This is a genomic window from uncultured Alcanivorax sp. (assembly GCF_947258575.1).
Classification (GTDB): domain Bacteria; phylum Pseudomonadota; class Gammaproteobacteria; order Pseudomonadales; family Alcanivoracaceae; genus Alcanivorax.
In genome coordinates this window covers 263867-288849 of the sequence record NZ_CAMYIV010000005.1, presented here as the reverse complement: position 1 = coordinate 288849, position 24983 = coordinate 263867, and the positions used below count along the sequence as shown (strand labels likewise).

General features: G+C 58.1%; 23 protein-coding genes. 10 read left to right on the top strand and 13 right to left on the bottom strand.

The window, feature by feature from the left end:
• Positions 1 to 11 precede the first annotated feature (11 nt).
• Entirely contained in the window at positions 12 to 1556 is a 1545-nt protein-coding gene (locus Q0Y02_RS06350; protein ID WP_297766005.1) for a hyalin, read from the bottom strand.
• 161 nt (positions 1557 to 1717) lie between these two features.
• Here Q0Y02_RS06350 and Q0Y02_RS06345 point away from each other — a divergent pair, with 161 nt between their 5' ends.
• Positions 1718 to 3457: a hybrid sensor histidine kinase/response regulator gene (locus tag Q0Y02_RS06345; RefSeq protein WP_297766001.1), complete on the top strand. Its 1740-nt coding sequence runs from the start codon at positions 1718 to 1720 to the stop codon at positions 3455 to 3457.
• Here the strand turns inward: Q0Y02_RS06345 and Q0Y02_RS06340 are convergent.
• A complete protein-coding gene (locus tag Q0Y02_RS06340; protein ID WP_297765998.1) occupies positions 3454 to 4065 on the bottom strand; it encodes a response regulator transcription factor in 612 nt (203 codons plus the stop codon). The genes Q0Y02_RS06345 and Q0Y02_RS06340 overlap by 4 nt on opposite strands.
• A gap of 138 nt (positions 4066 to 4203) precedes the next feature.
• The gene (gene pdxH, locus Q0Y02_RS06335; protein WP_035250448.1) at positions 4204 to 4833 is read right to left on the bottom strand and encodes a pyridoxamine 5'-phosphate oxidase; all 630 of its coding nucleotides are present in this window, start codon (positions 4831 to 4833) and stop codon (positions 4204 to 4206) included.
• Between the two features lie 77 nt (positions 4834 to 4910).
• Here pdxH and Q0Y02_RS06330 point away from each other — a divergent pair, with 77 nt between their 5' ends.
• On the top strand, positions 4911 to 5468 hold the full coding sequence (locus Q0Y02_RS06330) for a gamma-glutamylcyclotransferase (RefSeq protein ID WP_297765993.1): 558 nt from the start codon (positions 4911 to 4913) through the stop codon (positions 5466 to 5468).
• Between the two features lie 99 nt (positions 5469 to 5567).
• Here the strand turns inward: Q0Y02_RS06330 and Q0Y02_RS06325 are convergent, their stop codons facing one another.
• Positions 5568 to 5984 (bottom strand): VOC family protein, encoded by a 417-nt coding sequence (locus Q0Y02_RS06325; RefSeq protein ID WP_272961611.1) that lies wholly within the window; start codon positions 5982 to 5984, stop codon positions 5568 to 5570.
• 93 nt (positions 5985 to 6077) lie between these two features.
• Here Q0Y02_RS06325 and Q0Y02_RS06320 point away from each other — a divergent pair, with 93 nt between their 5' ends.
• Positions 6078 to 6662 carry a TetR family transcriptional regulator gene (locus Q0Y02_RS06320; RefSeq protein ID WP_297765984.1) on the top strand — a complete coding sequence of 195 codons (585 nt, stop codon included), beginning with the start codon at positions 6078 to 6080 and terminating at the stop codon, positions 6660 to 6662.
• A complete protein-coding gene (locus Q0Y02_RS06315) occupies positions 6659 to 7099 on the top strand; it encodes a YchJ family protein (RefSeq protein ID WP_297765982.1) in 441 nt (146 codons plus the stop codon). The genes Q0Y02_RS06320 and Q0Y02_RS06315 overlap by 4 nt, the downstream gene beginning before the upstream one ends.
• A gap of 175 nt (positions 7100 to 7274) precedes the next feature.
• On the opposite strand, the gene Q0Y02_RS06310 is transcribed toward Q0Y02_RS06315, so the two are convergent.
• Positions 7275 to 8741, bottom strand: coding sequence for an NAD(P)/FAD-dependent oxidoreductase (locus tag Q0Y02_RS06310; protein WP_297765980.1), 1467 nt, complete (start codon positions 8739 to 8741; stop codon positions 7275 to 7277).
• A gap of 325 nt (positions 8742 to 9066) precedes the next feature.
• On the opposite strand from Q0Y02_RS06310, the gene Q0Y02_RS16270 reads away from it, so the two are divergent.
• Positions 9067 to 10488, top strand: coding sequence for a fatty acid desaturase (locus tag Q0Y02_RS16270; RefSeq protein WP_366516908.1), 1422 nt, complete (start codon positions 9067 to 9069; stop codon positions 10486 to 10488).
• A gap of 50 nt (positions 10489 to 10538) precedes the next feature.
• Here the strand turns inward: Q0Y02_RS16270 and Q0Y02_RS06295 are convergent, their stop codons facing one another.
• Positions 10539 to 11567, bottom strand: coding sequence for an AraC family transcriptional regulator (locus tag Q0Y02_RS06295; RefSeq protein ID WP_297765977.1), 1029 nt, complete (start codon positions 11565 to 11567; stop codon positions 10539 to 10541).
• Positions 11568 to 11732: 165 nt separating this feature from the next.
• Between Q0Y02_RS06295 and Q0Y02_RS06290 the strand changes: the two genes are divergently transcribed.
• A complete protein-coding gene (locus Q0Y02_RS06290; protein WP_297765974.1) occupies positions 11733 to 12914 on the top strand; it encodes an alkane 1-monooxygenase in 1182 nt (393 codons plus the stop codon).
• A gap of 315 nt (positions 12915 to 13229) precedes the next feature.
• Complete coding sequence (locus Q0Y02_RS06285; protein WP_297765972.1) at positions 13230 to 14459, top strand: saccharopine dehydrogenase NADP-binding domain-containing protein; 1230 nt, start codon at positions 13230 to 13232, stop codon at positions 14457 to 14459.
• A gap of 193 nt (positions 14460 to 14652) precedes the next feature.
• Here the strand turns inward: Q0Y02_RS06285 and Q0Y02_RS06280 are convergent, their stop codons facing one another.
• Together Q0Y02_RS06280 and Q0Y02_RS06275 are read right to left on the bottom strand one after the other, a co-directional pair.
• Complete coding sequence (locus Q0Y02_RS06280) at positions 14653 to 15414, bottom strand: ABC transporter permease (RefSeq protein WP_297766145.1); 762 nt, start codon at positions 15412 to 15414, stop codon at positions 14653 to 14655.
• Between the two features lie 5 nt (positions 15415 to 15419).
• Complete coding sequence (locus tag Q0Y02_RS06275; RefSeq protein WP_297765969.1) at positions 15420 to 16382, bottom strand: ABC transporter ATP-binding protein; 963 nt, start codon at positions 16380 to 16382, stop codon at positions 15420 to 15422.
• Positions 16383 to 16524: 142 nt separating this feature from the next.
• Between Q0Y02_RS06275 and soxR the strand changes: the two genes are divergently transcribed.
• Positions 16525 to 16974, top strand: a complete 450-nt coding sequence (soxR, locus tag Q0Y02_RS06270) for a redox-sensitive transcriptional activator SoxR (RefSeq protein WP_297765964.1) — start codon at positions 16525 to 16527, stop codon at positions 16972 to 16974.
• Between the two features lie 123 nt (positions 16975 to 17097).
• A complete protein-coding gene (locus tag Q0Y02_RS06265; RefSeq protein ID WP_297765962.1) occupies positions 17098 to 18117 on the top strand; it encodes an isocitrate dehydrogenase in 1020 nt (339 codons plus the stop codon).
• Positions 18118 to 18217: 100 nt separating this feature from the next.
• Here Q0Y02_RS06265 and hemH read toward each other — a convergent pair whose 3' ends face one another.
• From hemH to Q0Y02_RS06250, 3 genes are all read right to left on the bottom strand, one after another.
• Complete coding sequence (gene hemH / locus Q0Y02_RS06260; RefSeq protein ID WP_297765960.1) at positions 18218 to 19309, bottom strand: ferrochelatase; 1092 nt, start codon at positions 19307 to 19309, stop codon at positions 18218 to 18220.
• Between the two features lie 108 nt (positions 19310 to 19417).
• On the bottom strand, positions 19418 to 19825 hold the full coding sequence (locus tag Q0Y02_RS06255; RefSeq protein WP_297765956.1) for a thioesterase family protein: 408 nt from the start codon (positions 19823 to 19825) through the stop codon (positions 19418 to 19420).
• 98 nt (positions 19826 to 19923) lie between these two features.
• Positions 19924 to 20694 (bottom strand): hypothetical protein, encoded by a 771-nt coding sequence (locus Q0Y02_RS06250; RefSeq protein ID WP_297765953.1) that lies wholly within the window; start codon positions 20692 to 20694, stop codon positions 19924 to 19926.
• A 130-nt stretch (positions 20695 to 20824) separates the two neighbouring features.
• Here Q0Y02_RS06250 and Q0Y02_RS06245 point away from each other — a divergent pair, with 130 nt between their 5' ends.
• Entirely contained in the window at positions 20825 to 21127 is a 303-nt protein-coding gene (locus tag Q0Y02_RS06245; protein ID WP_297765950.1) for a DUF1244 domain-containing protein, read from the top strand.
• A 178-nt stretch (positions 21128 to 21305) separates the two neighbouring features.
• Here Q0Y02_RS06245 and Q0Y02_RS06240 read toward each other — a convergent pair whose 3' ends face one another.
• On the bottom strand, positions 21306 to 23234 hold the full coding sequence (locus Q0Y02_RS06240) for a choice-of-anchor I family protein (protein ID WP_297765947.1): 1929 nt from the start codon (positions 23232 to 23234) through the stop codon (positions 21306 to 21308).
• A 186-nt stretch (positions 23235 to 23420) separates the two neighbouring features.
• A complete protein-coding gene (locus Q0Y02_RS06235) occupies positions 23421 to 24974 on the bottom strand; it encodes an NAD(P)/FAD-dependent oxidoreductase (protein ID WP_297765944.1) in 1554 nt (517 codons plus the stop codon).
• Positions 24975 to 24983 lie beyond the last annotated feature (9 nt).

Below are 24983 nucleotides of genomic sequence, written 5' to 3'. Positions count from 1 at the left end.
CACAACCTGAATCAGTCGATCACGCTGCTACCCGCTCCAGCGCTGATATCCTTGAGGATAACCGTGCCCGTGGCCGAACCATCGGACACCCAAGGCTCCAAGCCTGAACTGCCATCATTCGCAATGAACAGGTACTTGTTGCCCAGCTCACCATTCACGGTGGGAGGCACCTGATACATAAACGCCAGCGGGAAAGGCTCCGAACCTGCACCCGCCGCAGTATCATTGATATCCTTGACCAGCTCCGTCCCCTGCGAGGTGCCATCGGTCTTCCACAGTTCGGTACCGAAATCACTGCCACCGGCGCCCTCGGTATCCGCCGCAAAGAACACGGTACCGTTAGCCTCCACCATGGTCCAGGCTTCAACATCAGAGAAGGAATAATCTCCCGTGCTACGCACTGCCGGATCAATTTCTGCAGTGCCACTGGTGTTATCGATGCGCAGCAGATACGGGGTTACCCCGGCTTGCTCCACGTACATAAACACACCCAGTGAGGTGCCTACCAGCCGATCTTCATAAGGCTTATTCGCTTCGCTGGCGGTCAGGTTGGTTACCGTGCTGCCGTCATACTCGAAGATATTCAGGTCTGTGGTGTTGGTTCCCTTATCCGCAACGAAATACACCTTGCCGTTGCTGATTACCACATTCTCAGTAATATCGAGCCGTACCGTGCTGCCACCATCATCAAAGGCTACTTCCTCGATATTGCCATCTTGATCCAGCTCGTACAGACGAGTTTCTGCATCGGTGGCGTTAAAACGCCCGGTAAACAGCAGCTTGCCGTTATAACCCAACCAATCATCATCGCCAATCAGTTGCGGGTATTTCGTCAGAGAGCCGCCGATGATGGTGTCGTTATTGGTGGCGATCTTCGCGGTTCCTGCCGTGGTACCATCGGTGAAGTAGACATCGCCGGCAGGCTGATCAAAGAAGAACAGGCCGCCATCCACCGGGGTCAGGGACTCAGGCGCCGTATTGCTGGTCGGGTTGCCGTTAATATTTGACGACAACACTACTGAGTCATTAGTAACGGGGTCGAAAACCACCAGCTCGCGGCCAAACTGATCCACCACAGCATTCATAAACAATTTTCCAGCCGCCGGCACCATATTGTGCGGCTGACCGTTGCCATTGGGATAGATGTCCGCCACACGCTCGGTGCCCGCGCCGGTGCCGTCGGTGGCCCACAGCTCCACATCGCCGTTGCTGTCCTTGCCTGCAAAGTAGAACGTGCCGTCTAGCTCCGCCATGTAACCACCGCCGAAACGACCCACTTCAAAACCGTTGTTATTGTCATCAACAATCTTGCTGGTGCCGGCAGGGGTACCGTCCGTTTTGTAAAGGTATTCCGTGGGAAGCGCCGCCCTTGCCGTGGCACGGAGCACCGCAATGGCGCCGGCGCTTTCAGCCGCAGGAAATACCACAAAGCCATTGCCCCCTTCTGCCACGGTGGTGCCACCGCCGCCAGAGCTGGAAGAACCGCCACCACAGGCGGTCATCATGGTGGCCACGCCGATGGCGGCAGCCAGTTGAGTGAGTTGCTTGTTGATCATTACGTTTACCCCGATTAGTGACTCATCCCAGAGAGAGGCTCATTAGAGCATCGGGGGGAACGCCGCTTCTTCACCCTGATGGGTGAATTTCACCGGGGGACACTTACACGCCGTCATAATCGGGCTAGACTGGTAGTCGTCATTTTACAAACCTGCCAGCCATGCCAGAAACCCTTCGTCGTGCGGTGACGGAAAACCGCGAACGCATCCTTCAGGAGCGCCACAACCTGTTCATGGAAGAGGTGGGGTCACGCATGGTGCTGTCGTTTTTTATTGCGGCGGCACTGCCATTATTTTTTCTGGAGATGCGTACCGAACCGCCCTTTATCGGCTGGTATACCGTGCTGCTTTGTGTCGCAGCACAATCGCTTTTCCTGATCCGGTTTTACAGCGCCCATCGGGAACACGAAGCGCCTAAAACCCGAAAATGGCATCGACTAAACCTCTACCTGGCCGTGATCTGGGCGATGCTCTGGTCAAGTTTCCCTTATCTCTTTCTGCAAGGGGCCACGCCGGTAACCCTGCTGACCTGTCTGGTTATCCTGTCGGTGGCCACCTCGATTCCGTCCGTGTCCATGGGGGTCTATCCAGATATTTTTATCGGCTTCATTACTCCGGTCTATCTGGCCTGGCTGGCCTTTATTCTGGTTTACGTACCGGAAGCACCCGGGATCATCAAAATGATCCCGCTAATCAATCTTATTTTCATGGCGCTGTTCAGCCTTTACATCCACCGCTCACAAATCAGCACCATTGCCCTGCGCATTGAAGCCGAGCAGGCCAGTGAACGGGCCAGCAAGGCCAGCGAAAGCAAGACCCGCTTTCTCGCTGCGGCTAGCCACGATCTGAGGCAACCGCTGCAGGCGGCCACCTTGTATGCCGCCATGCTGAAGAACAATGCCGCCCCACAACCCGAGATCGTCGCCAAACTGGATACCGCCATTGCCTCCTGCAATGAACTGCTGGGGCACTTGCTCATGCTGTCACGCTTGCAGTCACAGCGACTGAAACCGCGTAAGCGTATTATCAATCTGCTCGATACCCTGCAGCCGATCCTTGATGAGGTACGCCCCCAGGCAAGCGCCAAGCAACTGACGGTGGTCACCGAAAACCTGGCCGGCCAGCACATTTTCACCGATGGCATCATGTTCGCCCGTATTGTTCGCAACCTGATCAGTAATGCCCTCAAGTACACCGAACAGGGGCACATTCGTATCGTCGCCCGGCAGCAAGACAAACAATTGTTGCTGGACATCGAGGATACCGGCATCGGCATTGACGACATTTACCAGTCTGACGTGTTTGAGGAATTCATGCAGATAGACAATGACCAACGTTCGATCCAGAACGGACTGGGGTTGGGCTTGGCCATTGTCAGCCGGCTGGGTGCCCTGTGCGAGATCCCGGTGCAAATGCGGTCTCGGAAGGGGGAAGGCACCACCTTCACCTTGACGTTACCGGCGGCGGCCACCTGCCTGCCGCCGCCCGCTGACAACGTGGTCAATGCGCTGCCGCTGTTTGAAACACTGACAGTGCTGTTGATAGATGATGACAAACGCGTCACGGAAGCCCTGAGCGGCCTGCTGGGCAGTTTGGGCGCAACGGTATCTGCTCACCATTCACTGGAACCGGCCATGCAGGCATTGAAAGAGCGCGGCTCACCGCCATCAGTGGTGATCACCGATGATCAGATTGGGCCGCATACCAATGCTGGCTCGGTGATCGAAGCTGTCACCGCCTTATTTCGTCAGCCCGTGCCAACACTCATCATTACCGGCAACACCAATCCGGATTTTATCCAGACTCTGCCGGATGACATCGATGTGCTTTTCAAGCCGGTGGCAGCAGATGCGCTGACCGCAAAACTGGAAGAGATGCTGGCGCCCAGCAGCGCAGCCTAAAGCAGCCCCATCTGGCGGGCTTTTTCGATACAGGCAGTGCGGTTGGCCACATCCATTTTTTCGTAAAGCAGGCGCAGGTGAGTCTTGATGGTGTTCACGCTGACAAACAGCTGGCGGGCGATTTCCTTGTTGCCATGGCCTTCCTGAAGCATGGCCAGAATGGCAAGTTGCTGACGAGTGAGGGTGAGCGCTTCTTCCGGGCCAGAGCCAGCCATCAGCCGGAAGGATTCAGAAAAATAGCTACGGCCAGTCATGACTTCACGAATGGCAAACAGGATCTGTTCTACCGATTCACTTTTGTCCACGAAGCCATTGACCTTCAACTGCACGGCCCGGCGCACGGTGGTTTCTGTGGCAGAGCCAGAACACACCAGCACTTTAGCCTCGCCCATCAGGCGGCCAATCAAGCTCCACAGGGTAAGCCCATCCAGATCAGGCATGGCCTGATCAAGAATCACGAGATTATACTCTGGTAATAATTGGCGATTATCCAGCAACCACTTTGGCTGCTCGCAAGTGGTAATACTCGCCTCTGCATAGGCATGCTTGAGCGTAATGCTTAACGCATCAGCAAACAGCTGATGATCGTCCACAATCAAAATCTTCAACGGTACTGCCTTATCCCGATCCTGGTTATAAGCTTATTAGACAGTGAAGATTATTTCCACGGCAAGTCCTTGCATTCAACGAGCACAACCGCGCCGCGACGGCACAACGATAGATCGACAAGGCCTTTCGAGCGCATTTTACGGCGCAAGCCGCTCCCTCACCCAACTCCCGTCCGCCTGTTTGCGGTAACGGAAACGGTCATGCAGTCGGCTTGGCCGACCGTGCCAGAACTGGATTTCCGTGGGCGTGATGCGATAGCCACCCCAGTTGGCAGGTCGGGGCACTGGCGCTTCCGGGTGCTGCTGTTGCAAGGCTTCCACTTCCGCTTCCAGCCATTCCCGGCTGGTCGGCTGGCTTTGCGGGGAAATGGCCGCGCTGATCTGGCTGGCGTAGGGTCGCGACGCAAAGTAGCTTTCCGATTCCTCTTCATCCACCTTGCTGGCTTCACCGATCACAATCATCTGCCGGTCAAAGGGCTGCCAGAACATGGTGAACGATACCTTGGCATTGGCCGCAATCTCTTCACCCTTGCGGCTGTCGTAATGGGTAAAAAAGGTAAAGCCGCCGCCTTCGATCCCTTTCAGTAATACCACCCGGGTAGAGGGTTGGCCGTCAGCACTGACCGTGGCCAGGGTCATGGCGTTGGGCAGCGGGAACCCGGCTTCAATGGCTTCATCCACCCAGCGCCGGGCCTGCTCTACGGGATTGTCGTGGAGGTGTCCTTCGCTAAGGCCCTCGGCATGATATTCTTCGCGTACGTCTTTCATGGTCTCCCCGGCGTTTAGACTGAGCAAGCAGTATAGCGCCGCTACCGTGAAGACACCGAACCGGGATCAAGAAAACCATGCTGGATACCTCCGCCGAAAACCGCCGTCGCCATTCTCTGGACCCACATCAGCCGGTGTGGCTGTTTGGCTATGGTTCTCTGATCTACAAGGCGGACTTCCCCTTTCTGGAACGACGGCCCGCGACCATCCACGACTGGGCACGTCGTTTCTGGCAGGGATCCCATGACCATCGTGGCACCCCGGACCGCCCCGTCCGGGTGGTCACCCTGATTCAGACACCGGGCGCCCTCTGCACCGGTATGGCGTACCGGATTACCCCGGATGTGTTCGAGCATCTCGACCATCGGGAGAAAAATGGTTACCTGCGCTTTCGCACTCCACTGACTTTTGCCGACGGGGATCAGGCGGACGGTCTGGTCTATATTGCCACCGAGGACAATGCCGCTTTTCTCGGCCAGACCGACGAACTGCTGATTGCCCGTCACATCGCCACCAGCCAGGGCCCCAGCGGCAGCAACCGGGATTATCTGCTGCAGCTGGCCGAGGCGTTGCGGGACATGGACGCTGACGACGACCATGTCTTTACCATCGAACGGCACCTGCTCAGCCTGTAGGCTTTGCCGTCTCCCGTTGGCGCTTTGCTCGCAAAGCGAAGGCTTCTGCCGGTCCGGGGTCTGAGATTCGCTTTGCATGCAAAGCTCCAACAGCGGCATTCACACCGCCTGCATATACCGATCCCAATAGCCATGCTGCGGCTCAATCTGCTCCACCACATCCACCCATAACCCGGACGGGTCACGCAGGCCGAAGCGGCGCTGACCGAAAGGCTCGTCGCTGAGCGGGTAATCCACCTGGCCGTCACTGGCCTGGAAATCCGCCAGCGCCTGACGGGCATCCTCCACTTCGATCTCCAGGCACAGTCCCTGCCCGCCAAAGGTCTCCGGGCCCGGTGGGGCTGAGGGATGATCCGGGCTCATGAACGCCACCACGCTGCCCTGCTGCTCGTCACCCAGCAGCACAAACCAGTCGCTGTCGAACAGCACATCCAGGCCGAAATGCTGTTGCCAGAAATCCCGGCAGGCCACTTTATGCTCGGTGACCACGATGGGGTAACGGTCGCTGATCTTCATCTGATACCTCCTTGTGAATAAAACAGACAATCAGTCTGTTTTGAGTAAATAAAAACAAACTGGTAGTCTGTTTGTCAACCAGAAGAGGACATCATGGCCACCAATGCCCAACGTCGCGCCCAGACCCGCGGCTGTCTGATCAATGCCGCCCGCCACCTGTTTGCCGAGCAGGGCTACGCAGACACCAGCACGGAGACGATTCTGTCCGGTGCCGGGGTGACCCGGGGCGCCATGTATCACCACTTTCGCAACAAGGCGGAGCTGTTCGAAGCGGTTTGCGATCTGCTCAGCCGGGAAGCCATGGCCGCCATCGAGAAAGCCGTGGCCGGGCAGCGCGGCAGCCTGGCCACCCTGAAGGCCGGCAGCCTGGCCTGGGTGGATTTCATGGCCCGGGATGATGTGCGACGCATCCTGGTCGTCGAGGCGCCCTCGGTGCTGGGTCAGGAGCGTTGGCGGGCCCTGGACGAGCGTTACAGCTTCCCGCTGTTGCGTGAGGGCATCCGTGAAGCCATGGAAGAAGGCGCCCTGCACTTTTCCGGCAGCGCCGAAGGACTGGCCGTGTTGCTCAACGGCGCCATGAATGCACTGGTACTGAATGACCCCTGGGCCGAGAATCTGCCCCGCTTGCGCCGGGATCTGCTGGCGCTGTTCGATTGCTTTAGTGGAGAGACCCCATGAGCGCCTGCCCCTGCCAGTCCGGACTGGACTACGCACACTGTTGCCAGCCCCTGCACCAGGGCAAACCGGCGGGCTCGCCGGAAGCGCTGATGCGCTCGCGGTTTTGCGCCTTTGCGTTGAAAAATACCGACTACATCGCCCGGAGTTGGCACCTGAGCCAGCGCCCTGTCGGGCTGGACCTGGATAACCACCAGCAGTGGCTGGCTCTGGAGATCATTGCCAGTGGCGAAGAGGGAGATACTGGCTGGGTACACTTTCGCGCCACCAGCAAGGACCGCCAGGGCTTGAGCGTACTCGAAGAGCGCTCGCGCTTCGTGCGCGAAAACGGCCACTGGTATTACCTGGACGGCACACCCTCGGTGAGCACGATAAAGCTGGGCAGAAACGATCCCTGCCCCTGTGGAAGCGGCAAGAAATTCAAAAAGTGTTGTGGGTGAAGGAAGTAGTTGAAAGTTCAAAGTGTAAAGTTAAAAAGCGCGGACTGAATGGTCGGGAAACGGGCAGGGCGTGCCCGCGATTCATCCTCAAAGCTCGGGCAAGGCCTTTCCGGCTAGCCCCGACCAATTCGCGCTTTTTAACTTTGAACTTTCAACTTTTAACTTACCTCCCCAGTTACTGAAACGACAGCAGCCCATCTTCCACCGGCTCTTCCAGCAGGATGTGCTTGTCCTTGCCGTAATGGTTCACCACCTTCCACGGGTGATGTCGCCCCTGGCGCGGCAGTTTATGGCTTGAACGTTTCACGTACCCGGAGGCCAGGGCATCCATGATGGATCTGTCTGCCAGGGTCAGATCGCTGTCCCCTTCCGGGGTGACGACCGTCAGCCCTTCCGCGTCCATGTAATTGAGCAAGCGGCAAATATAGGCCGAGGCGATGTCCGCTTTCAGGGTCCAGGATGCATTGGTATACCCGAATATCCAGGCCATGTTCGGCACACCTTCCATCAGTACGCCCTTGTACGTCATCCGCTCACTCACATCCAGAGGCTCGCCATCCAGGGACAGGCTCATTCCCCCCAGCACCTGCAGGTTCAGACCAGTGGCGGCAATGATGATATCCGCATCCAGCTCCCGGCCGGATTTGAGACGAATCCCCTTTTCCGTAAAGGTATCGATATGGTCGGTCACAATATCGGCTTTGCCTTCGCGCAAGTCCTTGAACAGATCCGCATCCGGCACTGCGCAGAGTCGTTCATCCCAGGGCTGATAAACGGGCTGGAAATGCGTCATGTCGAAATCCTTCCCCACATGACGTTTCACGTTGGATAACAGCATCTTGCGGGTAAAGTCGGGGTACTTTTTCGCGATCACATAGATCAGCCGCTGCAACTTGATATTGCGCCAGCGGGCCATGCGGTAGACCCAGCCGGACGGCAGCACACGATCCAGCAATTCAGAAAATTTGTCGTAGGCGGGAACAGAAAAGATATAGGACGGTGATCGCTGCAGCATGGTGATGTGGGATGTGTCCTCCGCCATGGCCGGCACCAGTGTCACTGCAGTGGCACCGCTGCCAATCACCACCACTTTCTTGTCTCGGTAATCCAGGTCTTGCGGCCATTGCTGTGGATGCACGCAGGTTCCCTGAAACCGCTCCATGCCGGGAAAATCAGGCAGATAACCCTGATCATAATTATAGTAACCGGTGCAGCCGATCAGAAAGCGGGACACAAAGGTTTCCGTTTCTCCGCTGTCTTCGCGCTCCGCCGTCACGGTCCAGTGTTTCTCTGTAGAGGACCATGCCGCCCCGGTGACTTTGAGACCATAATGAATATGTTGGCTGACGCGATATTCATCGGCGGTCTCGTGAATATAGTTGCGAATAGATGGCCCATCCGCCAGCACCTGCAGTTCATTCCAGGGGCGAAAACCGTAGCCGAAGCTGAACATGTCCGAGTCGGAGCGTATGCCGGGATAACGAAACAGGTCCCAGGTGCCACCCATGGCCTGACGCCGCTCCAGAATGGCAAACGTCTTGCCGGCGCATTCTTTCTGCAGGTGACAGGCGGCTCCGATTCCGGAAAGCCCGGCACCAATGATCAGCACATCAAATTCCTGCTGGCTGCTTTTTTTATTCATCCGCTGTCTCCCGAAAAATTCGCAAAACCCGGCCCTGCGGCTTCTGCAGGGGCAACAGTAACGCTTACGCTTCCTCCCTATCCCAACGTAATTTATCGCTGTTAACAATCCTTTTTATTCACACCACCGCACTGCAAATTCTTTCCGCGAAAAGATCCGCAAGGTTGCCAAGTTAATACAAACCATCGCTTGGCCACTCGCAACATTGGGTATAGCTTGAAACTGAAACCGCGATTTCATCGCGGCGCATGACGTGAGCCTTTGCCGCCACGCTGAAATCAGCGATTCAGGTTCAAAGTGATAACTTTGCATGCAGGGTGGAGACATGAAATCAGCAGAACAAACCACCGCGTTTACAGACTGGCATGATGGTAAACGTTACCTCTGGTTACTCAGCCCCGCCATTCCAGTGCTGGCTGTGTCGTTTCTACTCATCTACATGTTTATTTGGGACTGGCCCGGCCTGCTCTGGGGTGGCCCCTTGCTGGTGTACGGTCTCATTCCCCTCGCCGATTGGGTCATCGGCACCGACACCAACAACCCGCCTGAATCCGCCGTCCCGCAACTGGAAGACGACAAGTATTATCGCTTGATCGTCTATGCCTATATTCCCACGCAATATCTTGCCACCATCATGGGGGCCTGGCTGGTCGCCCAGGGGCAAACGCCGTTATGGGGATTGGTGGGTCTTGTCTTCAGTGTCGGCGCAGTTAACGGCATTGCTATCAACACCGCCCATGAACTCGGCCACAAGAAGGGCAAAACGGAGCGCTGGCTGGCCAAGATCACCCTGGCGCCGGTGGCTTACGGCCATTTCTTTGTGGAACACAACAAGGGCCACCACAAAAACGTGGCCACCCCGGAAGACCCGGCCAGTGCCCGCATGGGCGAATCCTTCTGGCGGTTCCTGCCGCGCACCATGATCGGCAGCGTCAAATCGGCATGGAGCATCGAAGCCCAACGGCTGGAGCGTTGTGAAGACCCGCTATGGTCCCTGAAAAACGAAAACCTGCAGGCCTGGTTGATGACAGTGGTGCTGTTCGGGCTGCTGACCCTGTGGCTGGGCTGGATCGTGCTGCCTTTCCTGCTGCTGCAGGCGTTCTACGGGGCATCTCTGCTGGAAGTGATCAACTACATGGAACACTACGGTCTGCTGCGCCAGAAGAAAGCCGACGGCCGTTATGAACGCTGCGAACCGAAACACTCCTGGAACAGCAACCACATCGTCACCAACCTGTTCCTCTATCAGCTGCAGCGTCACTCTGATCACCACGCCAACCCTACCCGGCGTTTCCAGGCCCTGCGCCATTTCGATGACAGCCCACAGCTGCCCTCCGGTTACGCCTCCATGCTGATGCCGGCCTACTTTCCCTTCGTCTGGTTCCAGAAGATGGACCCGCTGGTGTACCAGCACTACAAGGGTGACCTGACCCTGGCCAACCTGCAGCCGGACAAGCGGGAAAAGCTGCTAAAAAAATGGCAACAGCCGGCGGTTACCTATCACAGCGCCGACTCGGAACCGGATGTGGCCGAAGGCGCCGTGGCCGAAGCCCGCCAGGCGGAACAGGAAATCGATACTCCGCACCAGTTCCAGTGCCCCAATTGCGGCTATGTGTATGACGAGAGTCGCGGCGAAGAAAAAGAAGGGTTCCCGCCGGGCACCCGCTGGCTGCAGATTCCCAACGACTGGCCGTGCCCGGATTGCGCGGTGCGCGAAAAAGTGGATTTTGTCCTCAGGAAACACTGAGAGGACAACCCCGGCGAACCTATATCCCCCCCCGTGTACGCCGGGGTCTTTTACAGCGCCCCCTCCTTGCGCATGGCGAGAGGGGGCATTCCAAACCAGCGTCGAAAGGTTCGGCTGAAGTTGGATGTATCCTGGTAGCCAAGCTTCTCGGCGATACGTTCTATGGGCAACTGGGTTTCTGTCAGCCACCAGGCTGCCAACTCGCTACGCACATCATCCAGCAATTGCTGATAACGGGTGTCTTCCGCTTTCAACTTGCGGATCAGCGTGCGTGGCGACATGGCAAACTTTTCCGCCATGACTTCCAGAGAAGGGAACTCTCCCTGACAATCCAGTAGCACCAGGCTGACCTGCTGACTGAACGGCCCGCCCTTTTCCAGCTGTTTGAGCTGGTGCTCACAATCACGGATGGCATTGCGGTGCATGGCCGGGTCTGCGGTCAGGCAAGGGGATGCCAGTTGCTCTGGTGGCACCTCAATCAGAAAGCACTCCGCATCAAACGCCACTGGACAACCGAGCAAACGCTCATAGTGCTCCGCCCAGGAGGGGCGCTCAAAAGGCAGGTGAACCCGCGCGTCGCGGGAGCGCCCGGCGGACACCGCATCCGTCATCTGGAAGTAACTGCCCAGTAGAGCGCCGAGCAAAAATTCCCGGCAATCCCCCAGATCCGTTTGCTCCTTCAACTGTAGACGGCCCCAGCCATCCTGCTCTTCAAACGTTAGCTGGATCAGCTGCAGGCGCACTCCCACATAGCGGGCCACCACTGACAACAGGGTGCGTATATCCGGAGCCGACACCACCGCATAACCCAGAGCGCCGTGGGATGATACCGGCGTATTACCGCCAATCTTCACTCCGATCCAGGGTTCCCGGGTCAACCGCAAGGCCCGACGGATCAACCGTGACAGCTGCTCCAGGCTGAGGTAGCGGTGCTCGCTCAACAATTCCTGCCAGGCCAGCCGGGTACCGGAAAAGATATCCCCGTCACTGAAACCTTCCTGTTTCAGGTGCGCACAGAGCACACGGCTATAGGTCGGATGAATGGCCGGTTTCAACCGGTCCATTTCCCCAAGCGCCATCAGATCCTCTCCCGTCAGTGAGTGAGCCCCTAGCCTACCCCTAAACGCCCTGTTTAATCTGTCACTTTATGACGATTTTTTGCCACCTCAAGGGGTGCTCGGCCACGCCTTTCGAGAACACTATGAAGGAACTCAGATACCACCAATAACCAATGAGGTCATACCATGAGTCAAGCTGGCGTATTTGTCGGCCCCTCCGGCGTTGAGTACCGCGATCGCAAGCGGCACCTCTGGATTGTGTCTCTTTTTGTTCCGGGCACCGTTTTCCTCGGCCCGCTATTGGTGATGGCAACCGGCGAGCCCTTGCTGCTGTGGTTGCCACTGGCATTTTATTATCTGGCCATCCCGCTGCTTGATATGCTGATTGGCCAGGATCGCAGCAACCCGCCGGAAGAGGTGGTGCCACAGCTCGAAGCAGATATGTTCTATCGGCGCATGACCTATGCCCTGGTGCCGATTCTGCTGAGCGCCTATCTGTTCGGCATGTGGTTTGTTGGCACCTACTCACTGCCACTGCACGGCATCATTGCCATGGTACTGCTCACCGGCACCATCTGCGGCGCAGCCGGTATCAACCTGGGCCATGAACTGGGCCACAAGAAAACGCGCACCGAGCGCTGGCTGGCCAAACTGGTACTGGCACCGCTGGGTTACGGCCACTTCCCTATCGAGCACAACAAGGGCCACCATCGTGATGTGGCCACACCGGAAGATCCGGCCTCCTCCCGGCTGGGTGAAACCATCTGGAAGTTCGCCCTGCGGGAAATTCCCGGCACCATGAAACGAGCCTGGCAGCTGGAAAAAGCGCGACTGCAGAAAGAAGGCAAAGCAGTCTGGTCCCTGCACAATGAGATCCTGCAACCGGGGCTGCTCAGTGTGATTATCTGGGGCAGCATCATCGCCCTGTTTGGCTGGAAAATGCTGCCCTTCATTGCCGCCGTTACCCTGTGGTCCTATCTGCAGCTGACGTCCGCCAACTACGTGGAACACTACGGTCTGCTCCGCCACAAGGATGCCAATGGTCGCTACGAGCGTACCCAGCCGCACCACAGCTGGAACAGTAATCACATGTTCTCCAACTGGGCGTCCTTCCACCTGCAGCGTCACTCTGATCATCACGCTCATCCCGCACGCCGCTACCAGAGCCTGCGCCATTTCGACGGCCTGCCGACGCTGCCCAACGGCTATTTCGGCATGTTCCTGATCAGCTATGTACCGCCTCTGTGGTTCAAGGTTATGGACCGACGGATGCTGGAACACGCCGGTTATGACGCCGCCAACATCAATTTTGATCCGGCACGGCGCGATGCACTGATTCGTAAATACCAGATCAAACAAGCCTCTTAGTCAGCACCAGGTATGGCATTTGCCCCATCCTCCTTGGTGGGGCTTTTTTATTCGCAAACCCCCTCTCAATTACAAAGTGTAGGGTGCACTGAGCCTAAGGCGAACTGCACCAATCCAGCGTTTGATGGTGCAGTTCGCCCTAGCTCAGTGCACCCAACGCAATCATTGGCCGCGGTCAGGCATTCAGAAGCAAGGCCTCGCGAATCCGCGATGAGCCTTTTGCCGGTTACGCTTACCCCTCTCAATCCCTTAGGATAGGTCCATCATTGGACAATCGTTCCGATTTCGCTTTGCGTTCATTTCCAAGGAGCTCCCATGAGTGATGCACAGTTTGACGTGGTGGTGTTCGGCGCCACCAGTTTTGTCGGCCAGATTCTCTGCCAATACCTCACTGACACTTATGGGGTGGATGGCGACCTGAAATGGGCGGCAGCCGGCCGCTCCAAAGACAAACTGGAACAGGTAAAAGCGCAACTGGGCCAGGCCGGCAGCGCGCTGCCATTGCTCAGCGCCGATGCCAACGACGCTGCCAGCCTGGATACCCTCTGCGCCCAGACCCGAGTGGTGGTGTCCACCGTGGGCCCTTACGCGCTCTATGGTGAACCCATGATTCGTGCCTGTGTAACCAGCGGCACCGATTACTGCGACCTGACCGGAGAAGTGCAGTGGATTGCCGCCATGCTGGAAAAATACGAAGACCAGGCCAAACAGAGTGGCGCGCGCATCGTGCATTGCTGCGGCTTCGATTCCATTCCCTCCGACATGGGCACCTACTTCCTCCAGCAGCAGGCCCAGGCCCGCTTCAAGGCCCCCGCCACCCGCGTGAAAATGCGCGTAAAAGTGGCCAAGGGCGGCGTGTCCGGCGGCACCGTAGCGAGCATGATGAACATCGCCGAAGAAGCCGGCAAAGATCCCGCCCTGCGCAAGAAACTGGCCAACCCCTATCTGATATGTCCGCCGGACCATGGCTTCAGCGCCCGCCAGGACAGCATCAGCATGCCGCGCAAGGATGAGGACTTCGATGCATGGGCAGCACCGTTCGTGATGGATGCCATTAACAGCCGCATCGTGCATCGCTCCAACGCCCTTAACGGCAAGGCCTACGGCAACAACTTCACCTACAACGAAGCCATGCTGGCCGGCCCTGGCATGGGCGGGCGCATGAAGGCCCTGGGTATCGGCACCGGTACCGGCCTGTTCTTCGCCGCCGCCGCCCTCAAACCGACCCGCTGGTTGCTGAACAAGTTCGTGGTGCCACAACCAGGCGAAGGCCCCAGCCCGGAAGCCCAGAAAGCCGGCTTCTATGACATCCGCTTTTTCGGCGTTACCGACAACAACGACAGCATCCGCGTGAAAGTCACCGGCGATGCGGACCCGGGCTACGGCTCCACCGCCAAACTGCTGGGCCAGGCTGCAGCCTGTCTGGCGCAGGATCTGCCTGCGGATGCCCCCGGCGGCTTCTGGACCACCGCGTCACTGCTCGGCGATTCACTGCTGAAACGCCTGCAGGAAAAAGCCGGCATGACCTTCACCGTGATCGATTGATATCGGCCCGGCAAATGCTTCGGAGCCACTGGGCACCCCCGTAACGCCCAAGCACTGATGGCATTACGTGGCTATCAAGAAAAAAGGATAAATAAGAAAGCACAGAGGCCGCGACCACAAATTGGGCGCGGCCTCTGTCGTCTGGATCTAAAAAGGAGATTTTCGCGAGCTGTCAACTATTCACTGTTAGCTGTTAACTCTTCAACCGGTACCCCGTCCGAAAGATCCACCACACCAGAGCGATGCAGATGGCCAGGAAAAACAAGGTCATGCCGATGCTGATGGCGATATGGACGTCCGCGGTGCCGAAGAAGCTGTAGCGGAAGCCACTGATCAGGTAAACCACCGGATTGAACAGGGTCACGGTTTGCCAGAACGGTGGCAGCATGTCGATGGAATAGAAGCTGCCGCCCAGAAAGGTCAGCGGGGTAATGATCATCAGGGGAATGATCTGCAATTTCTCGAAGGTATCCGCCCAGATGCCGATAATGAACCCGAACAGGCTGAAGGTAATCGCGGTAAGCAGCAGGAAGCCGAACATCATGAAGGGATGCTGAACCTCATAGTCCACAAAGAAGCGCGCCGTGATCAATATCAAAACGCCCAGTATCGATGACTTGGTCGCAGCAGCTCCCACATAACCGATGACGATCTCCACATAGGAGACCGGCGCCGACAGCACTTCATAGATGGTTCCCGAAAACGTGGGCATATAGATACCGAACGAGGCATTGGAAATGCTCTGTGTCATCAGGGTAAGCATGATCAGGCCGGGAATAATAAAGGCCCCGTAACTGACGCCACCAATTTCCACCATGCGCGAACCGATGGCAGACCCGAACACCACAAAATACAGGGAGGTGGAAATCACCGGCGACGCCACGCTCTGCATCAAGGTGCGCCAGGTTCGCGCCATTTCAAATTTGTAGATGGCACGAATGGAGTACATGTTCAATTTCATCAGACCTCTCCGGCTGAGCTAGCGTTTGCAGCGGCAGGCTGGCCGTTGTGGACCAGATCCACAAAAATATCCTCCAGTGAGCTCTGCCGGGAATGCAGATCCTTGAACTCGATACCGGCAGCATTCAGCGCTCGCAGCAACTCGGCAATCCCGGTGGTTTCCTGGTTGGCGTCGTAGGTATAAACCAGCCCGTAGCCATCTTCCGACAGCGCCAGAGCGTCGTCATCCAGCGTGGCCGGCAGGCTTTGTAGTGGCTCGGCCAGGTGGACCGTGAGCTGCTTGCGACCCAGCTTCTGCATCAGACGGGCCTTGTCATCCACCAGGATAATTTCCCCTTGACGAATAATACCCACCCGGTCTGCCATCTCCTCGGCTTCCTCGATGTAGTGGGTAGTCAGGATAACGGTTACCCCCTGCTCGCGGAGCTGGCGCACCATCTCCCACATTTCCCGGCGCAATTCCACATCCACGCCGGCGGTGGGTTCATCCAGAAACAGGATCTTGGGCTCGTGAGAGAGCGCCTTGGCAATCATCACCCGCCGCTTCATGCCGCCGGACAACATCATGATTTTGTTGTCCTTCTTGTCCCACAGGGACAGCACCTTCAGCACTTTCTCGATATGGGCATCGTTGCGGGGTTTGCCGAACAGACCACGGCTGAAGCTCACCGTATCCCAGACCGTCTCGAAGGCATCAGTGGACAGTTCCTGGGGCACCAACCCGATGGCGCTGCGTGCTTCGCGGTAATCGCGAACAATGTCGTAACCGTCCGCCAGCACGGTGCCGCTGGAAGGATTGACGATGCCGCAGATAATGCTGATCAGGGTGGTCTTGCCGGCACCGTTGGGGCCCAGCAGAGCAAAGATCTCTCCGGCGTGAATATCCAGATTGATGTTCTTCAAGGCCTGAAAGCCACCCTGATAGATCTTGTTCAGGTCTTTCACGGAAATGACAGCACTCACCACTTTCTCCTTCGTTGGACCTGTTACGGCCGCCTCATTATGCCCGAAATAACGCCCATCCGCTGGCAACGCTGATCACGATTTGGCAGCATAAAACCTAAACCTTAGTTAAGGTAAAAGCGCATAAACAAAGGATTTCACCATGACCCTGTCCTCTACAGACGATATTCACAAGGCGCTTACCGTTGGCGAGGTGGCCGAACGCAGCGGGGTGGCCGTTTCCGCCCTCCACTTCTATGAAAAAAAAGGCCTGATCCAGAGCTCGCGCAGCGCTGGCAATCAGCGCCGCTATCACCGTGATGTCCTGCGCCGGGTCGCCGTTATCAAGGTCGCCCAGCGCATCGGCATTCCGCTGGCGGAAATTGCCGAAGCCCTGGGCGAACTGCCCGATGGCCGCACCCCCACCGCCCGGGACTGGAAGCGCATGTCGGCCAAATGGCGCGGCCACCTGGACGAGCGCATCAATGACCTGACCGTGCTGCGCGACCAGCTCAATGAGTGTATCGGCTGTGGCTGCCTGTCCATCAAGGCCTGCCGGCTGCGCAACCCCTTTGACTCCCTGTCCGAGGAAGGCCCGGGGCCACATTTCTAGAGGCTTTTCGCGTTTTCATAGCCGCTGCCGCCAACCCTTCCGACCTTGGTCGGCATTCATTTTGCCATCTGCAGCGGGCACAATGAGATTCCTGCAACACCCTTTCCGCAATCAGGAGGCAGTATGAACAAGAACACCGTAACCGTTATCCCCGGCGATGGAATCGGACCGGACATCGTGGATGCCACGGTACGGGTACTGAAAGCTCTGGATTGCGGACTCGAATTCGAATATGCCATTGCCGGCCAGGCAGCGCTGGACAAAGGACTGGATCTGGTACCGGAAGAGACCCTGGCGGTGCTCCGGCGCAATCGCCTGGCCCTTAAAGGCCCCATCACCACGCCAGTGGGGGGTGGCTTCACCTCGGTAAACGTGACCCTGCGCAAGACCTTCGACCTGTTCGCCAACGTGCGCCCGGCCCTGTCCATTCCCGGGGTCAAATCCCGCTACGACAACGTGGACATCATGACCGTGCGGGAAAATATCGAAGGCATCTATTCCGGCCTGGGGCAGACCGTCAGTGAGGACGGCGAAACCGCCGAGCTGCGCAGCCGTATTACCCGCACGGAATCCGAGCGCCTGCTGCGCTTTGCCTACGAAACGGCGGTGAAGCAGGGCCGCAAGAAGGTCACGGTGGTGCACAAGGCCAATATCATGAAGTCCACCTCGGGGCTGTTTCTCGACGTGGCCCGTAAGGTGCGTGAAGACTATCCGCAGCTGGAGCATGAAGAAATGATCGTGGACGCCTGCGCCATGCAGCTGGCCATGAACCCGCACCGCTTCGATGTAATCGTCACCACCAACCTGTTCGGCGACATCCTCTCCGACCTGTGTGCCGGCCTGATCGGTGGCCTGGGCGTGGCTCCCGGCGCCAACATCGGCGAGCACGGCGGCCTGTTCGAAGCGGTCCACGGCAGCGCCCCGGATATTGCCGGCCAGGGCATCGCCAACCCCACCGCCATCATGCTGGCCGGGGCATTGATGCTCGATTACATCGAACTGCACGACAAGGCCAAACAACTGCGCCGAACCGTGCGTCAGGTAGTGGGCGAAGGCGAGATCGTCACCCCGGACCTGGGCGGGCGCGCCAGCACCAGTGAGTTTACCGATGAGCTGGTTCGCAGGCTGGAACAAAACAGTTAACTGTGAATAGTGAACAGTTCGCGGAGCGGGCTTTCCTGTCCTGAAATGCAAGAGGCCGCGCCCATGTGAGGGAGCGGCCTCTTACGTTATGGATCATGAACTAGCGATCAGCACCTTGTTGGCGGGCTCGTTGGTGGCGTTCGTTCAGGCCCACGGCATCATTTTCCGGTAACTCCCAGCCCTGCAGGTTCTCTTCGATGAGCTGGGTGAGGGCGTCCAGGTGGCCGGGCTCGGCATTCAGTGCCGGGATGTAGCCGAAGGCCTGGCCGCCGGCTTCCTCGAAATAGCCGCGGTTTTCCACGTCGATTTCTTCCAGGGTTTCCAGGCAGTCGGAGGAGAAGCCCGGACAGAATACCTGCACGGATTTCACGCCCTGCTCCGGCAGCGCCATCAGGGTGTGGTCTGTGTAGGGCTTGAGCCATTCCTCACGGCCGAAGCGGGACTGGAAGGTGGTGAGCCAGTCGTCGTCGCCCAGGCCCAGCCGCTCAGCCAGCAGGCGCGAGGTCTTGTGGCATTCACAGAAGTAGGGGTCGCCATTGAGCAGGTATTTTTTCGGCACCCCGTGGTAGCTGAAGATCAGCTTGTCCGCCGTACCATGTTCCGCGCGAAAGGCTTCAATGTGGTTGGCCATGGCCTCGATGTAGGGCGGGTAATCCGGATAGTGGCTGATAAAGCGCAGGTCCGGTAGCCAGCGGCGTTGCATGAAGTCCTTGGCAATGGCGTCGAAGGTAGAGGCATTGGTGGACGCGGAATACTGCGGATACAGGGGCAGCACCAGCAGCTTGCGCACGCCTGCCTCTTCCATGGCCTGCAACTGGCTGGCGATGGAGGGATTGCCGTAGCGCATGGCAAAGCGCACATCGATATCATCACCAAATTTATTCTGCAGACGCTCGCGAATGCCGGCGCACTGCGCCTCGGTGTGAACCAGCAGCGGTGAGCCCGCATCCGTCCAGACACTTTTATAGGCATGGGCAGAACGCGGCGGGCGGATCACCAGAATCACCATGTGCAGGATGAAAAACCAGATCAGCCGGGGCACTTCCACCACTCGCGGGTCGGACAGAAATTCGCGCAGATAGCGGCGCAGGGCGCCGGTCTCCGGTGCATCCGGAGTCCCCAGGTTGGTGACCAACACCCCCAGTTTCTGCGCCTGGCGGTGATCAAAATTCTGTTGCCCCTGATAAGCCATCCGTTCCTCGCTGCCATTACGTTGAGCGATCAGTGTGGCCGATAGTGTAGCGTCACGACGTCAAGGTGACATGCCGACCATGACTATCGGTCTGATCGAATAGGGGAGTTACTGGTCTTCCGGCAGGGAGCCCTGATGCTCGGCGAGCACCTGACGGAATGTATCGGGGATCGGCGCTGAGGCCTGCTTGTCGTGCTCGAAGTAGACCTGCACGGCCTTGCCCCGGGCCACCAGCTTGCCGTTTTGCCAGGCCTGTTGGGCTACCACGAAGGAGCTGTTGCCGATTTTCTCGATGCCAGTACGCAGCTGCACATCACTGCCGTAATAAATCTGGCCGACGAAATCCACCTCCACCCGGGCCAGAATCAGTGGCAGCGCTGACGGATCACTGCCGCCTCCGAACAACTGGAACAGGGGCGCCCGCCCGGTTTCAAACCAGCCGGTGACCACGGTGTTGTTCACATGACCAAAGGCATCGGTTTCGTAAAAGCGGGGCGTGACGGTGAGTTCAAACATGGAGACGCTCTCATGGGGACTGTGCGGGGACAACATGATACCCGAGACGCCCCCCGGCCTGAATCTTTCAGCAGCATCCAGGCCGGCAAGCCGCCCTCTTATTCCCCGCGCAAACTGGCCAGGGCCTTTTTGCGTCGCTCCACTTGTTCGCCGAGACTGTCGCGGGATGCTTCCTGCTCTTGCACCCGCTCGATCAGGGCTTCTACCTCCTGGCTGGCCTTCTCCATGGGCTCACCAAGCCCACCGACGGCTTCGGCGTTTTCTTCCAGCACTGCCAATTCAGCGCGCGCTGCCATCAACTGCACCTGTATCTGGCGCAGGGTGTGATCTGCCTCGGCCATGGCGGACAGGCTGTCATCCAGTTTGCCCTGCAGTTCCTCTTCCAGATCAGCAAATTCATCGCTGTCTTCAGCAATCACCTGCCAGCCTTCAAAGCGTTGCTCAAAGTCTTCCGCCACCATGCCGCGGGGCAAGGCCTGTTCATCCAGGGTGGTCACCACGTTCTCTTGATCATTGCCACGAATGATCTGCACCGACGCACTCAGATCGCGCTCCTCTCCTTGCGCCAGTGCCGTACGAGTCACCACGCGCTTGCCGATGTCATCTACATAACGTACCTCACGCAGTGGTTTCTCCAAGGCCAGCACTGCCTCCACCTTGTAGGTCGTAATTTCTTCCGGGCCGGTGCTGTCCTGACGCTGATCCTGGATATCCAGATCGTCTACCTGCCAATAGCCCAGATCGCGAGTCTGCAAGGCCTGATTGATGGCTGCCGCCAGACGCTTTTCTTCACTGTTCATACCGCAGCTGACCAGCCATGCCGCCGCCAAAAACAGACCGATAACCGCTACGCCTCGTTTCAATGACATCGCCCTTCCTCCTTGCGCGTTTCAATATGGGAGTCCCAATCTGCCCTATAGTATGCACGGTAAGAGCCCGGCGTCGACGCCCGCCATTGACAGCCCGTATCATGATTGCACCCATTTGCAGGAGAAGCCCATGACCACACTGGATACCGCGACACGCACCGAACTGGAAGCTGCCGCCTTTCGCCGCTTGCTGCAGCATCTTGACGAACACAAGGAAGTGCAAAATATTGACCTGATGATTCTGGCGGACTTCTGCCGTAACTGTCTGTCCAAATGGCTGGTGGCCGCTGCGGATGAGCGCCAGGTGGCACTGGATTATGACGCCGCCAGGGAATGGGTGTACGGCATGCCCTTCGCCGACTGGAAAGCGCAATACCAGACTCCGGCAACCCCGCAACAGCTGGCCGCGTTCGAAGCGAAACAGAACAAATAGCTTGTTCTGGCGTTTACAGGCGTCGCCCTGGAAGAAAGGCTCTAACGCGGTGCTGCATTTGTCCTGGAAGCCCGGCTGTCAGCACAATGGCTCAACACCCTGATACTGATTTCCCGCCAGTCTACGGTGCACCATAAAAAAGGCGGCCCACAGGCCGCCTCGATATGGCTTACGAGAATTACTCCTCGTCGAATAGCGTTTCCACCCGGTAGATAGCGGTGGTACCACTGACTTCGTTACCCACCACCAGCAACGGCATGCCATTGGGTGAATCGGCGGCGGCGATGAACACCAGCCCTTCCGGTCCCAGATCCCCCACCACGGCACCCACATCGCTTTCTGCCAGCAGGCCATCATCGATCAGGTCTTCGATGTCCTCGCCATCACCGCCGCCGCCCCAGAAGTTGCGGCTGTTCAGGTAATCCAGCCGCTGGGGCTGCTGCGGATCGGTAATGTCATAGACCAGAATGCCGCCCATGCGCTCCAGGGCCAGGAACAGGAAAGTCTTGTCGCCAATGGCGCCGATGGTCAGGCCTTCCGGCTCCGGGCCCTTGGCATCACTGCGGCTGTCCATGGCGTTTATTTCATCATGGCCACTGTTGAAGTAATCCTGGCAGGCAATGCTGCGGTTGGTACCCAGCCGGCATTCGTCGCTGGCCAGGAACTGTTCGATGGCATCGCCGCTGTCGAATACCAGGTTGCCGTTTTCGTCCCGGATGGAGAAGGAGCGACCCCCATAGCTGTACAGGGTGTCATACATGATGCGAGTGCCAGCCGGATCCAGCTGCCCCGCATCGTTGTACATTACCGGGGCGCCGGCGGCGTCGGTCTTGTAGCCCATGGTCCAGGTAATGTTGAGACGGCCCAGCACATCGTCTTCGCGGCAATCACCGGGATCACCGGCGCTGGCACCGCAGTAATCGAACACCGCGGGGTCCAGCAGCGCACCGGCAGCCAGTTCACGCAGCTGCGGGGGCAGATCGTCGCCGCAGCGCCGATCGAAGCCGCTGGCATGCACCAGATGCTTGACGCGGAATTCTTCCACGAACCCCTGGCTGGCATCGCCAACACAACCCTCACCTTCGCTGCCCCAGTAGGCATCGTTGTCCTCACCCCAGGCACGGGCGTCGCCTTCGTTGGCGGTAACCAGATAGGTACTGCCGCCAGCGCTATAAGCATGAATGGCGTCAGGCAGGTACAGGCCCACTACCCCGTCCCAGGTCTGGATGTTGATCTCTTCATCGTCATCACTGGCATCAATGCCGAAACCTTCCACGCTGCGATCGATTTCTCCCAGCGGCAGGATATCGGTAACGGTGGCGGTATCGATATTGACCTTGGCCAGGGCATTATTTTCCTGCAGGGTCACCCAGGCGGTTTTTCCATCGGCAGACAGCGCGATATATTCCGGCTCCAGATCCATGGCCACGTCCGCGCCCGGCCCATAGATGCGCACACCCATGCTGCGTAGCGTATCGGCATCAAAGGCACTGAAACCCGCCGTGCTGACCTGAGGGTCTTGCGGATTGCTGATATCGATAATGCTGATAGAGCCCGGCGGGTCAATCTGATAATCGTCACTGGGCTCACCCTCGTTAGCAGTGAGCACCTTGCTGCTATCCGGGGTAAAGATGATCATGTCCGGCTGGGCGCCCACTTCTACACTACCCAGCAGGCTGAGGTCATCAGCACGGTAGAGGGCCGCAAAGCCGTTGTCGGTCTTCGTGGCGGCTTGAACCGCAATCGCGACCAACCCATTTTTCACCGCCACACTGTTCACGACGGCCCCGGCAGCGATCTCTTCAACACCCATCGACCCGATCAATAAGGGCTTGGCGGGGTCGCTCATATCCAGCACATCAAGCACGCCCTGCTCTGCGTTGACCACAAACAGGCGCTGACTGGCAGCGTCATAGGCAGGAATTTCAGCGGCAGACGTATCAAAACTGCCAGACTCGTAGCGACTCAGAAAAGACAGACGCAGGCTATCCGGCGTTTTTACTTGCTCGCCACCGGCAGCAGGATTGTCGTCGCTGCTGTCTCCGCCACAGGCGGTCAAGGCAGCGGCCAGCAGTACGCCGGCCCCCAGGCTATACCAGGATGTCATTGTGAACTCCCCAACGGTTCGTGTTATTTCATGATCCTGAGGTTATAGCCGTGCGGGATGAAGCCACTGCGACAAAGGCGTGATGCTTTTATGGCAAACGCAGGAAGCTGCGTGAGAACATGAGCCTTGCCGCAAAAAAAACGCGGCCAGGAGCCGCGTTCACCGGAAGAAACCAGACCGAGGAGGTCAAACGGTTTCGTAATCGCGCTCTTCAAACTCTGCCATCTGGGCCGCGTACTGGGTGGCGAAACCCGGGTACATGGTGGCGTTGAAGCCATCATCGGTCAGATACCAGCTTTTGCAGCCGGAATTCCAGTTGGTCCGGGCCAGGCGCTTTTGTATTGCCTTGTTATGCCGACGCTGCACGTCTTCTTTCACGTCCAGCATTTTCAGATCGTCCTTGAGAATCTTTTCGATCCCTTTCACCGCATAGTCGAGCTGGGATTCCATGTACACCAGCGCCGAGTTGTGGCCGGGCCCGGAGTTGGGCCCGAAGGTCATGAACAGGTTCGGGTAGCCGGACACATTGATGCTCTTGTAGGCCTGGGCGCCGCCCTGCCATTCCTCCCCCAGCACCCGACCGTCACGGCCTTTCACCGGGAATGGCGTGCCGGAATGACTGACGTCGAAACCGGTGGCAAAGACGATACAGTCCACCTGATGCTCGATACCTTCCACGGTGCGAACCCCCTTTTCGCTGAGGCGGGCAATGGGCCAGGTAATCAGCTTGGCATTGTCTTTCTGCAGTGCCGGGTAGTAATCATTGGAGACCAGCACCCGCTTGCAGCCGATGGTGAAGTCCGGTGTCAGCTGACGGCGCAGCCAGCGATCTTTCACCTGACGGCGCAGGTGCAGCCGCGCCACCCGTTCGGCAATACGCGTCAGCGGCGACTTCCAGATAACCGCCAGCGCCATGCTCTCATGGCTCCAGTAGAGCAGATTGCGCATGGCCTGCTGACTGGCTGGCAGTTTTTCAAACAACTTCTTGTTCCAGGCCGGCGTGGCAAAATCCGGGCGCGGCATCACCCAGCCCGGCGTGCGCTGGAACACTTTCACGTGACCCGCCTGTTTGACCAGTTCGGGAATAATCTGGATGCCGCTTGCGCCGGTACCAATCACGGCCACTTTCTTGCCAGTGAAATCGTACTCATGATCCCAGCGGGCACTGTGGATCTTGTGGCCCGTGAAATCCTCGATACCGGTAATGGCCGGGAAGCTGCAGTTGGACAACGGCCCCTGAGCCATCACCGCAGCCCGCCCGGCAAACTGTTCCCCCTTGTCGGTCGTGGCGGTCCAGATCCCTTTCTTTTCATCGAAGGACAGGTCTTCCACGTTCTTCTCGAAACGAATGTAGGGTTCCAGCTCAAACTCGGCCACCAGATGGTGGATATAGCCGAGAATTTCCTCGCTGCCCGAGAAGCTTCGTGACCAGTTCGGGTTGGGAGCAAACGAATACGAATACAGATTGGAGGGAATATCGCAGGCGGCACCAGGATATTGATTGTCTCGCCAGGTGCCGCCCACCGCACTGGCTCGCTCCAGAATCACGATATCCTTAATGCCGGCCTGCTTGAGGCGAATGGCCATCCCCAGGCCGGCAAAGCCCGCACCCACGATCAACACGGCTGCCGGTTTTACGGCGGGGGTTTTCTTTACCGTCGCGCGCTTGCCCGTGGTGGGCCGCTTCCGGGTCGCCGCCTTTCCTGGGGCCTTTTTCGGGGAGGCAGAGGATGTAGTCATAACAGGATC

What these genes read in the sequence shown, in the direction of transcription:
- Q0Y02_RS06350 (WP_297766005.1), bottom strand. Translation starts at nt 1,556, where the DNA reads ATGATCAACAAGCAACTCACTCAACTGGCTGCCGCCATCGGCGTGGCC.
- Q0Y02_RS06345 (WP_297766001.1), top strand. Translation starts at nt 1,718, where the DNA reads ATGCCAGAAACCCTTCGTCGTGCGGTGACGGAAAACCGCGAACGCATC.
- pdxH (WP_035250448.1), bottom strand. Translation starts at nt 4,833, where the DNA reads ATGAAAGACGTACGCGAAGAATATCATGCCGAGGGCCTTAGCGAAGGA.
- Q0Y02_RS06330 (WP_297765993.1), top strand. Translation starts at nt 4,911, where the DNA reads ATGCTGGATACCTCCGCCGAAAACCGCCGTCGCCATTCTCTGGACCCA.
- Q0Y02_RS06325 (WP_272961611.1), bottom strand. Translation starts at nt 5,984, where the DNA reads ATGAAGATCAGCGACCGTTACCCCATCGTGGTCACCGAGCATAAAGTG.
- Q0Y02_RS06320 (WP_297765984.1), top strand. Translation starts at nt 6,078, where the DNA reads ATGGCCACCAATGCCCAACGTCGCGCCCAGACCCGCGGCTGTCTGATC.
- Q0Y02_RS06315 (WP_297765982.1), top strand. Translation starts at nt 6,659, where the DNA reads ATGAGCGCCTGCCCCTGCCAGTCCGGACTGGACTACGCACACTGTTGC.
- Q0Y02_RS06310 (WP_297765980.1), bottom strand. Translation starts at nt 8,741, where the DNA reads ATGAATAAAAAAAGCAGCCAGCAGGAATTTGATGTGCTGATCATTGGT.
- Q0Y02_RS16270 (WP_366516908.1), top strand. Translation starts at nt 9,067, where the DNA reads ATGAAATCAGCAGAACAAACCACCGCGTTTACAGACTGGCATGATGGT.
- Q0Y02_RS06295 (WP_297765977.1), bottom strand. Translation starts at nt 11,567, where the DNA reads ATGGCGCTTGGGGAAATGGACCGGTTGAAACCGGCCATTCATCCGACC.
- Q0Y02_RS06290 (WP_297765974.1), top strand. Translation starts at nt 11,733, where the DNA reads ATGAGTCAAGCTGGCGTATTTGTCGGCCCCTCCGGCGTTGAGTACCGC.
- Q0Y02_RS06285 (WP_297765972.1), top strand. Translation starts at nt 13,230, where the DNA reads ATGAGTGATGCACAGTTTGACGTGGTGGTGTTCGGCGCCACCAGTTTT.
- soxR (WP_297765964.1), top strand. Translation starts at nt 16,525, where the DNA reads ATGACCCTGTCCTCTACAGACGATATTCACAAGGCGCTTACCGTTGGC.
- Q0Y02_RS06265 (WP_297765962.1), top strand. Translation starts at nt 17,098, where the DNA reads ATGAACAAGAACACCGTAACCGTTATCCCCGGCGATGGAATCGGACCG.
- hemH (WP_297765960.1), bottom strand. Translation starts at nt 19,309, where the DNA reads ATGGCTTATCAGGGGCAACAGAATTTTGATCACCGCCAGGCGCAGAAA.
- Q0Y02_RS06255 (WP_297765956.1), bottom strand. Translation starts at nt 19,825, where the DNA reads ATGTTTGAACTCACCGTCACGCCCCGCTTTTACGAAACCGATGCCTTT.
- Q0Y02_RS06250 (WP_297765953.1), bottom strand. Translation starts at nt 20,694, where the DNA reads ATGTCATTGAAACGAGGCGTAGCGGTTATCGGTCTGTTTTTGGCGGCG.
- Q0Y02_RS06245 (WP_297765950.1), top strand. Translation starts at nt 20,825, where the DNA reads ATGACCACACTGGATACCGCGACACGCACCGAACTGGAAGCTGCCGCC.
- Q0Y02_RS06240 (WP_297765947.1), bottom strand. Translation starts at nt 23,234, where the DNA reads ATGACATCCTGGTATAGCCTGGGGGCCGGCGTACTGCTGGCCGCTGCC.
- Q0Y02_RS06235 (WP_297765944.1), bottom strand. Translation starts at nt 24,974, where the DNA reads ATGACTACATCCTCTGCCTCCCCGAAAAAGGCCCCAGGAAAGGCGGCG.